General features: G+C 68.9%; 10 protein-coding genes and 1 pseudogene. 5 read left to right on the top strand and 6 right to left on the bottom strand.

The genetic code is table 11. The features are described 5' to 3' along the window. Window positions 1-93: 93 nt before the first annotated feature. Window positions 94-228 (top strand): annotated as a pseudogene (locus AB0L59_RS32095) (IS30 family transposase); the annotation flags it as partial. Window positions 229-300: 72 nt separating this feature from the next. On the opposite strand, the gene AB0L59_RS32090 reads toward AB0L59_RS32095, so the two are convergent. The 4 genes from AB0L59_RS32090 to AB0L59_RS32075 form a co-directional block, all read right to left on the bottom strand. Then, window positions 301-627 carry an SCO5918 family protein gene (locus AB0L59_RS32090; RefSeq protein ID WP_365590146.1) on the bottom strand — a complete coding sequence of 109 codons (327 nt, stop codon included), beginning with the start codon at window positions 625-627 and terminating at the stop codon, window positions 301-303. A gap of 51 nt (window positions 628-678) precedes the next feature. Then, on the bottom strand, window positions 679-1083 hold the full coding sequence (locus AB0L59_RS32085; RefSeq protein WP_365590145.1) for a CBS domain-containing protein: 405 nt from the start codon (window positions 1081-1083) through the stop codon (window positions 679-681). Window positions 1084-1128: 45 nt separating this feature from the next. Further along, complete coding sequence (locus AB0L59_RS32080) at window positions 1129-2628, bottom strand: DEAD/DEAH box helicase (protein WP_365590144.1); 1500 nt, start codon at window positions 2626-2628, stop codon at window positions 1129-1131. 299 nt (window positions 2629-2927) lie between these two features. Then, window positions 2928-3131, bottom strand: a complete 204-nt coding sequence (locus tag AB0L59_RS32075) for a cold-shock protein (RefSeq protein WP_365590143.1) — start codon at window positions 3129-3131, stop codon at window positions 2928-2930. Window positions 3132-3641: 510 nt separating this feature from the next. On the opposite strand from AB0L59_RS32075, the gene AB0L59_RS32070 reads away from it, so the two are divergent. The 3 genes from AB0L59_RS32070 to AB0L59_RS32060 all read left to right on the top strand — a co-directional run bounded on the left by AB0L59_RS32070 (window position 3642) and on the right by AB0L59_RS32060 (window position 4827). Next, entirely contained in the window at window positions 3642-3893 is a 252-nt protein-coding gene (locus tag AB0L59_RS32070; RefSeq protein ID WP_365590142.1) for a hypothetical protein, read from the top strand. Between the two features lie 151 nt (window positions 3894-4044). Then, window positions 4045-4287, top strand: a complete 243-nt coding sequence (locus AB0L59_RS32065; RefSeq protein WP_365590151.1) for a leucine zipper domain-containing protein — start codon at window positions 4045-4047, stop codon at window positions 4285-4287. Between the two features lie 144 nt (window positions 4288-4431). After that, on the top strand, window positions 4432-4827 hold the full coding sequence (locus AB0L59_RS32060) for an integrase core domain-containing protein (protein ID WP_365590141.1): 396 nt from the start codon (window positions 4432-4434) through the stop codon (window positions 4825-4827). 343 nt (window positions 4828-5170) lie between these two features. On the opposite strand, the gene AB0L59_RS32055 is transcribed toward AB0L59_RS32060, so the two are convergent. Together AB0L59_RS32055 and AB0L59_RS32050 are read right to left on the bottom strand one after the other, a co-directional pair. Then, window positions 5171-6499: a TRAM domain-containing protein gene (locus AB0L59_RS32055; protein WP_365590140.1), complete on the bottom strand. Its 1329-nt coding sequence runs from the start codon at window positions 6497-6499 to the stop codon at window positions 5171-5173. A 98-nt stretch (window positions 6500-6597) separates the two neighbouring features. Continuing rightward, the gene (locus AB0L59_RS32050; RefSeq protein WP_365590139.1) at window positions 6598-8649 is read right to left on the bottom strand and encodes an APC family permease; all 2052 of its coding nucleotides are present in this window, start codon (window positions 8647-8649) and stop codon (window positions 6598-6600) included. Window positions 8650-8810: 161 nt separating this feature from the next. On the opposite strand from AB0L59_RS32050, the gene AB0L59_RS32045 reads away from it, so the two are divergent. Beyond that, window positions 8811-8939: a hypothetical protein gene (locus AB0L59_RS32045; RefSeq protein ID WP_365590152.1), complete on the top strand. Its 129-nt coding sequence runs from the start codon at window positions 8811-8813 to the stop codon at window positions 8937-8939. Window positions 8940-9108: the final 169 nt, after the last annotated feature.

The raw sequence follows: 9108 nt of genomic DNA, 5'->3' as shown, positions 1-9108 counted from the left end.
CCGACGGCCGACTCTTCGGACAAGTCACTTCCCGGACCCGCCGAAACCGAGCCTACGCCACCGCACCAGACACCTTGACAAACACAGAGGCACCCCCAGGGCACCGACCTGTCCCGCCACACCCGCGAGGCCCTGGACGCAGTCGCCACCGAACTCAACAGCCGCCCACGTAAAAGGCTCGGCTGGGAGACCCCAGCCGAGCGTCTGGCCAAACTGCTCGCGGCTTGATCAACTCACCGCGGTGTTGCTGCGACCCCTGGTATTCGCCCACGCCGGTGGGGCCTCACTGCTCTGTTCGGCTCACACCTGTCCGTAAGTCAGGCGGACACGGGGAGTGCCGAGCGCTGCGGAAGCCGACTCGTACGGGCCGGCCAGGGGCGCAGATGCGGCGGTAGGGCGGGTGCGGCAGGTGAAACCGAGTTGGGTCATGGCCCTGAGGACTTCGCCGGTGCTGAAATCGCGGCGGTCCTGGCGGGTGACGACCTGGCCGACCTGCTTGGCGGGGTAGTGGCGTCGTCCGATGATGACGAACTCACCGGTGACCGGCTCAGGTGTGACGCCCTTCATCGATTCCACCACGCCGCTCTTCGTCAGGTCGAACGGGAAGCGGGCGATGACACAGCGCATGATGCCTCCAGGGAGAAGAGAAGACGAGGGCCGGGTAGGGGTGAGGGCGGTTCAGCGGGAGAGGGCGACGACGCCCAGAGCGTTGCCGTGTCCGTCGACCACGGGCGGGGCCCCGAGCCGGCGGCGGCGCATCGCACGCTCGGCTTCGGCCCTCGGGGCCAGCGGCGCGGCGAAGGGCCCGATGACGTCGGCGATGTCACGCAGGCGGATCCGGTCCGTGTATCCGGAACCGTCACGAACGGCCGTGAGCCGGTCCCGGGTGACCAGGCCGGTGCCCATACCGTCCTCGTCGCAGACGACCAGATGACCTGTACGGGCGGCGGCCATCACGGACAGTGCCACCTCCACGGTCATGTCCTCCCAGACCTGCGGTCCGGCCGCGTCCATGGTGTCGGCCACCGTGCTGTGCGCGGGGTGGGCGCTCGCCGGGCGGAACTGCGAATGGTCCAGCGTCAAAGGGTGCCTCCTGCGGAGTTGGGCCGGCTTCCTGATCACAAGGTTCTATGCCGCCGCACCGGCGGTGGACTGCCGTACGGGCGCGCGGCGGGCCGCCGAGACGTGGCGGCGTCGGCCGCGTGAGGTGGCGACGCGCTTCTTGGGGCGTTCGACCACCGGTGCGGTGATGACGACCGGGATGCCGGAGGGGGCCTGGGCGCCGGTGATGCGGTGCAGGGCCTCTTCGCCGACGCGGACCTGGGTGGTCTGCGGGACGATGCCGGCCGCTGCCATGAGGCGGGTCATGCTGCGGCGCTGGTTGGGGGTGACCAGGGTGACGACGCTGCCGGACTCTCCTGCGCGGGCGGTACGGCCGCCGCGGTGGAGGTAGTCCTTGTGGTCGGTCGGCGGGTCGACATTGACGACGAGGTCGAGGTTGTCGACGTGGATGCCGCGCGCCGCGACGTTGGTCGCTACCAGCACGTTGACGTGTCCGGTCTTGAACTGTGCCAGCGTGCGGGTGCGCTGTGGCTGTGACTTCCCGCCGTGCAGGGCGGCGGCCCGTACCCCGCTGTTCAGGAGGTGCTCGGTGAGGCCGTCGACGGCGTGCTTGGTGTCGAGGAACATGATCACGCGGCCGTCGCGTGCGGCGATCTGGGTGGTTGCCGTGTGCTTGTCCGCGCCGTGAACGTGGAGCACGTGGTGCTCCATCGTCGTGACCGCGCCGGCCGAGGGGTCGACGGAGTGCACGACGGGGTCGCTGAGGTAGCGGCGCACGAGCAGGTCGACGTTGCGGTCGAGAGTGGCGGAGAACAGCATGCGCTGGCCTTCGGGGCGGACCTGGTCGAGAAGGGCGGTGACCTGCGGCATGAAGCCCATGTCGGCCATCTGGTCGGCCTCGTCGAGGACGGTGATGGAAACCTGGTTCAGCCGGCAGTCGCCGCGGTCGATGAGATCTTTGAGGCGTCCCGGTGTGGCGACGACGACCTCGGCGCCACCGCGCAGCGCGCTCGCCTGCCGGCCGATCGGCATTCCGCCCACCACCGTGGCCAGCCGCAGCCTCACGGAGCGGGCGTACGGGGCGAGCGCGTCGGTGACCTGCTGCGCCAGCTCACGCGTGGGTACGAGGATCAGCCCCAGCGGCTGCCTGGCCTCGGCGCGCTGCCCGGCCGTACGGGCCAGCAACGCCAGCCCGAATGCGAGGGTCTTGCCGGAGCCGGTGCGGCCACGGCCCAGTACGTCGCGGCCGGCGAGGGAATTCGGCAAGGTCGCGGCCTGGATCGGGAAGGGTACGGTCACGCCTTGCGAGCTGAGCGCGCCGAGCAGCGCCCCGGGCATGTCGAGATCGGCGAAGCCCTCCACGGCGGGGAGCGCGGGAGTGATCGTCCTGGGCAGCGCGAACTCCCCCTGGACCGCGGCGGGCCGGCGGCCGTAACCACCGGAACGGCTCGACCCGGCGGAGCGGCTCCTGGCCGACGAACCGAATCGGCTGCTGCCACCCCTTCCGGATTCGGCACTGCCGTTACGGGTGCGGGTGAAGCGGTCGTTCGTGCGTGTGCGGTTCATGCGGAACCTTCCTCGATGCGGCACATATCAGGGAATTCCCGCAGCGATCAGCAGCACAGAGAATTGCAAGAATGGACCGGTGGAATGCGAAAGCGAATCTGCCCGACGAAAAATCCATGCGGGCACAGGAGATGGAATGAGTGGCGCGAAGCGGACGCAATGTTCGGGAGTCCACCGCGCTGAGCCTACGGGTTTCCTGGTTGTCGTCCGCAGGCGAAACCACTGCGGGAAAATGCGAGTAGCTGAGGCCCGCACCCCGAAGGACGCGGGCCCCAGCTACAAGTACGCGACAGTCAGCGTCAGGCGGGAACGATGTTCTCGGCCGTCGGGCCCTTCTGGCCCTGCGCGATGTCGAAGGTCACCTTCTGGCCCTCCAGCAGTTCGCGGAAGCCCTGGGCGGCAATGTTCGAGTAGTGGGCGAACACATCAGCGCCGCCGCCGTCCTGCTCGATGAAGCCGAAGCCCTTTTCCGCGTTGAACCACTTCACGGTACCAACAGCCATGTCATTTCTCCTTTGGGGCAGTGCATCGGGATCCGCACTGCGCGGTCCCCGTGTCGCCGCGATGATCACCCCGCCCGGAAAAAGAACCGGATAACAAGCGCTTCCAGTGGCACAGATGCCGACCGGAGGGCACTTGAAGTATTGGGAACCACAACTGCAACTGACATCGACAGTAGCACGCCGCAGCGGCCTGTGTACGGTGAAGAATCCCGCTCCACTTAATGCGATAGAGAATCTGTCTGCCTCTTCCGTTGAAATCTCAGCTCGCGGGCACAGATATTGACCCAGCCGGAGGGTAACGTTTCGGGAAGCATTGGGGGCGCGCCGAGCGTATGAGCTGGTCTTCAGCCATGCCTTCGCGGGAGAGACGGTGCTGTGGCCCGCCGTACGAGCCTCAGTACCGGATGGCGAGGAACTGACGACCCGGTCGAGGAAGAACATCAGCAGATCAACGATGTCGTCGCGGACATCGAACGCCTTCGTGCCAGCGATCCCGGGCGGGAGGAAAGGGTGCAGCGGGCCTTCGCGCTGATACGGCAGGACATCAGGGGCGAGGAAGACCTCCTCCTCTCCCGGCTGCAGGACACGATGGACACCGGCCGGCTACGCACACTCGGCACCACCTGGGCGGCGGTACGACAGACCGCCGCGATGCATCCGCACCCCGTCATCCCCCGGCGGCCTCCCGGGAACGCCCTGCTGGGTGTACCGCTGAGCGACGCCCTGGGCATCGGCAGCTCCGCCTCACGACGCAGGTTGTGATCGCGGCCTGGCCTGGATGCTCGCTACCGCTTTCGTGGCCGTCGCGGCACAGCGCCCCAAGCGGAACTGAGCGCCCGGAACCGTGGCCAAGAGGTTGGTGACTCGCGTCGATAGTTGATCAAGAGAAGACCTCCGGGCGTAGTGGAGATGCCTGTCCAAGGAGCTGGGAGCGTCGCACCAGTGCGCACACCGATGGGAGGCGCGTTCCCGGGCCGAGGGATGGGACGGCCTGCACGACCGATCCAGCCGGCCCCCGCACCTGCCTGAGGCGTACTGCCGAGCACGTCGGGGCCACGGTGCTCGACGCGCGGCGCGATCACCGGGGGCCAGGCTGCCTCGCCGCGGACACCGGCGTCCCCGCACAGACCGTCACTCGCATCCTGCGCCGCCATGAGATCCCGCACCTGGCATCCTGCGACCCGCTGAGCGGACACCCCATCCGTGCCGAACGCCGCAGTCATGCCCGCTACGTACGCGACCGGTCCGGCGACCTCGTCCACGACGTCAAGAAGATCGGACGGAGCCCGGACGGCGAAGGATGGCGAGCCCATGGCCGGGAAGCCGGGAAACGTACGCGCAAAAGCAGGCCCGGATCGGCTACGACTACGTACATGGGGCTGTCGATGATCACTCCCGCCGGGCCTATGCCGAGATCGATGCCGATGAGAGCATCACCGACAATGCCTGGACCTACCCCAAGAGCACTGCCTTCCGCCAGGCTGTAGCCGACCTGGGCGCCGAGCACGGGTTCATCCGCCCGCACTGCCCCTGGACAAACGGCAAGGTCGAACGCTTCAACCCCACTCTGCAAACGGAATGGGCCTACCGCCAGGTGTTCACCAGCAACACCGAACGCGACCACTCGCTGGCGCCGTGCCGTCAGTACGCCTGGGTAGCGGGGCAAGCGGTGAAAAGGGCCTCGTCAGCGCTCTGATCGGAGAGCACCGCCTCGGCGATGCCGCACTCGGAGGCCCGGAGTCTCTCATCAGCGTGGCCGGCTCTGGTCCGGTCGCCGCCCGACTCGACGCACGAACCGCACAGTCCACCCCCTCACCCACAACCTGACGCACCATCAGAGCGAGCGTCACATGAGCGTCGGCACTGCCTGGCGCGGACCCTGCGAAGGCCGGGAGCACCACGCGCCCACTTTCCTCGTCACTGATCGAAGCCGCAGGTCAGGGGCGTACCTCCGGCTTGCGACCTGCTTCACGTCATGCGCCCACCGAAACATGTCGACGCGACCGGCCCGGATCCTGGGAAATCAAGAAAACAGCAGGTCAGAGGCCCTTTGCAGCAGGCTCAAGGATCGCCACGCACTCCACGTGATGCGTCATGGGAAACAGATCGAACGCCCGAAGCGTCCGCACCCGGTACCCGCCCTCCCTGAAGTACGCCAGGTCACGTGCCAGCGCGGCGGGGTCGCAGGCGACGTAGGCGATGCGGCGGGCGCCCAGGGAGGTGAGGTGGGAGACCGTCTGGCGGCCGGCGCCGGCGCGGGGTGGGTCCAGGACGATCAGGTCGACCTCGGTGATGCCCGTGCGCGGCAGGACCGACTCGACCTTGCCCTGTTCGATGCGGACCCGGGGGAAGTCGGCGAGGTTGTGCCGGGCGTCCTCCACCGCCCGCTTGCCGGACTCGATGCCGAGGACCGCGCCCTGCTCACCGAGGCGGTCGGCCAACGCCCCCGCGAACAACCCCACTCCGCAGTAGAGGTCCAGTGCCATCTCGCCCTTGCGGGGCAGCAGGCCCTGCATGACCGCCGTCACCAGGGTGTCCGCGGCCTTCGGATGGACCTGCCAGAAACCGCCGCCGCCGACCCGGTGCGTACGGCCGTCGGCGCGTTCGCGGACGAAGGGGCGGCCGTGGACACGGTGCACCCCGCCGGACTTCTCGTCGACCCTCAGGACCGACACCGGCTTGTCCAGTTCGACCAGCGGGAGCCGGGCGCCCGGGCGCGGGGTCAGGATCACCTGGCGGTCCTGCGAGCCCGTCGCCGCGATCGCCTCCACCGACTCCATGCCGGTCCAGTCCCGCCGCTCGATGCCCAGCTCGCTGACGCCCTCCGCCGCGATCATGCAGTGGTCGATGCGCTCGACCTCGTGCGAACGGTGACGGCGCAGGCCCGCGTGCCCCTCGGCGTCGACGGCGTACTGCACCCGCGTGCGCCACTGCGGGACCTGACCCGCGGGCAGCTTGTCGCCCTCGGCCGGCACCACCGTGCCGTCCCAGCCGGCCTCCTCGGGCGTGAGGCCCGCGAGGCGCTTGAGCTGCTCGGCGATCACCTCGCCCTTGAGGCGGCGCTGGGCACCCGGCTTGGCGTGCTGCCAGTCGCAGCCGCCGCAGCGGCCGGGGCCGGCGAAGGGGCAGGGGGCCTCGATGCGGTCCTTGGACGCCGCCAGGATGCGTACGGCGTCCGCGCGCAGGAAGCGCGCTCCCTCCTCGCCCTCGGTCACCCGGGCCACCACCCGCTCGCCGGGCAGCGCGTGCCGGACGAACAGCACCTGCCCCTCGGACGTACGGGCGATGCAGTGACCGCCGTGGGCGACGGGGCCGATCTCGACCTCGTACTCCTCCCCGACCAGCGACTTCTTCGGTTCTGCCTGCATGGCGGGGGTGACTCCAGATCGAGAACGGGAAACGGCCGGACAACAGCCCACCAGTTTACGTGGCTGCCGTCCGGCCGCTCACCACGGGCGGTCCGGGCTCAGTCCTTGACCGGCGACGGCTCCTTCGGCCGCTCCGCCGCCGGACCGCGTCGCACCGCACCCGGCGCGCTCCACTCCTGCCGCCTGCGGGCCCGCACCTTCGCGGCTTCGGAGGACGCCAGCTGGTAGGGCACGGAGGTGACCATCACGCCGGGCGTGAACAGCAGACGGCCCTTCAGGCGCAGGGCGCTCTGGTTGTGCAGCAGGTGCTCGTACCAGTGGCCGACCACGTACTCCGGGATGATCACCGAGACCGCGTCGCGCGGGGACTCCTTGCGCAGGCTCTTGACGTATTCGATCACCGGGCGGGTGATCTCGCGGTACGGCGAGTCCAGGACCTTCAGCGGTACGTCTATGCCGCGCCGCTCCCATTCCTCGCGCAGCGCCTTGGTCTCCGCCGGGTCGACGTTGACCGTCAGGGCCTCCAGCGTGTCCGAGCGCATCAGCTTGGCGTAGGCCAGGGCACGGAGGGTGGGGCGGTGGATCTTGGAGATCAGCACCACCGAGTGGACCCGCGACGGGCGGACCATCTCATCGGCCGGGTCGTCCGGAGCGGTGAGTTCCTCGGCGACGCGGTCGTAGTGCTTACGGATCCCGGTCATCGTCGCGTAGAAGATGCCCATGCCGAGCACGGCCACCCAGGCGCCGTGCGTGAACTTGGTGACCAGCACCACGACCAGAACAAGGCCGGTCAGGAAGGCGCCGAACGCGTTGATCGCGCGGGAGCGCAGCATGTGGCGGCGCTTGGCCTGGTCCTTCTCGACTCTCAGATGCCGGTTCCAGTGCCGGACCATGCCGGTCTGGCTCAGCGTGAAGGACACGAACACGCCGACGATGTACAGCTGGATCAGGCGCGTGGAGTCCGCGCCGTAGATGACGGTCAGCAGGGCCGCGGCGCCCGCGAGCAGCACGATGCCGTTGGAGAAGGCGAGGCGGTCGCCGCGGGTGTGCAGCTGGCGGGGCAGATAGCGGTCCTGGGCGAGGATCGAGCCGAGCAGCGGGAAGCCGTTGTACGCCGTGTTGGCCGCGAGGAACAGGACGAGGGCCGTCGCCGTCGCGAGGACGACGAACAGGAAGCTGCCCTTGCCGAAGACGGCCTCGGCGACCTGGGAGATCACCGGGTTCTGGACGAAGCCGGAGCCGATCGCATGGCCGTTGTGGATCAGGTCCGTGGCCGGGTTCTCGGCCATGCGGACCTTGGTCGTCATGGCGAGGGCGATGATGCCGCAGAACATGGTGACGGCCAGCAGGCCCATCATCGCGAGGGTGGTCGCGGCGTTCTTCGACTTGGGCTTGCGGAAGGCCGGGACGCCGTTGGAGATGGCCTCCACACCGGTCAGCGCGGCACAGCCGGAGGAGAAGGCGCGCAGCAGCAGGAAGATCAGCGCGAAGCCCGCGAGGCCCTGGTGCTCGGCCCTGATGTGGAAGTCGGCGGTCGGCGCGCGCATGGTGTCACCGAGGATCAGGCCGCGGACGGCACCCCACGCGATCATGACGAAGACGCCGCCGACGAACACGTACGTCGGGATCGCGAAGAGCTTGCCGGACTCCTTCACGCCGCGCAGGTTCATCAGCGTGAGCAGCACGATCACGACCACCGCGCACAGCACCTTGTGCTCGACCACGAAGGGGATCGCGGAGCCGAGGTTCTCGATGCCGGAGGCGATGGAGACGGCGACGGTCATGACGTAGTCCACGAGCAGGGCGCTGGCGACCGTGAGGCCGGCCTTGGCGCCCAGGTTCGTGGTGGCGACCTCGTAGTCGCCGCCACCGCTCGGGTACGCGTGCACGTTCTGCCGGTAGGAGGCGACCACGGTGAACATCAGCACGACCACCGCGAGGGCGATCCACGGGCTGAAGTGGTACGCCGACACGCCCGCGATGGACAGGACCAGCAGGACCTCCCCCGGCGCGTAGGCGACGGAGGACAGCGGGTCGGAGGCGAAGACGGGGAGTGCGATGCGCTTCGGCAGGAGCGTTTCGCCCAGCCGGTCACTGCGCAGTGCGCGCCCGATCAGGATCCGTTTGGGCACGTCGGTCAGTTTGGACACGACAGAGGATCGTAGGCCTTCGAACAGGCAGCCGCCCACCCGGCGTCCCAGATCTGCCTCACGAGTGAAATCAGGGGCGCACGTTACTGCGGATTCCGTGGTCCGCGCGCTCCCCGTGCCTAGATGGCAGATCCCGCATGTCATCGCACCTCGGAGGACCCATGCCCGCCACCGCGGAGCTGATCGGGGCGACCGTCGCCCTGCTCGGCCTCGGAATCCTGACCCTGTGCAGCGTGCGCAGCATCACTCGCCGGCGCCCGCCCCCGGTGATCGCCGACGCGGAACACTGACGCCGCCACGGGCGTGTGCGCGTGGTCGCTGACGCTGCCGACGCGCATGATCGCGGACGGTGATCACGGCGAACCCGCGCACGGGGGTGCCCACCCCCCGGCGCCCGTGTGTAGCTTTGGGCGTCGGTCTGAGACCCTGATGCTGAGCAGTAACTTTTGGACATCGGAA

The sequence above is a fragment of the Streptomyces sp. NPDC052109 genome (assembly GCF_040680195.1).
GTDB lineage: Bacteria > Actinomycetota > Actinomycetes > Streptomycetales > Streptomycetaceae > Streptomyces.
This window is presented reverse-complemented; position numbering and strand designations above follow the sequence as displayed.

Coding starts and splice junctions, on each gene's coding strand:
- AB0L59_RS32060 (WP_365590141.1), top strand. CDS start 4,432: ATGGCGAGCCCATGGCCGGGAAGCCGGGAAACGTACGCGCAAAAGCAG.
- AB0L59_RS32045 (WP_365590152.1), top strand. CDS start 8,811: ATGCCCGCCACCGCGGAGCTGATCGGGGCGACCGTCGCCCTGCTCGGC.
- AB0L59_RS32080 (WP_365590144.1), bottom strand. CDS start 2,628: ATGAACCGCACACGCACGAACGACCGCTTCACCCGCACCCGTAACGGC.
- AB0L59_RS32075 (WP_365590143.1), bottom strand. CDS start 3,131: ATGGCTGTTGGTACCGTGAAGTGGTTCAACGCGGAAAAGGGCTTCGGC.
- AB0L59_RS32090 (WP_365590146.1), bottom strand. CDS start 627: ATGCGCTGTGTCATCGCCCGCTTCCCGTTCGACCTGACGAAGAGCGGC.
- AB0L59_RS32055 (WP_365590140.1), bottom strand. CDS start 6,499: ATGCAGGCAGAACCGAAGAAGTCGCTGGTCGGGGAGGAGTACGAGGTC.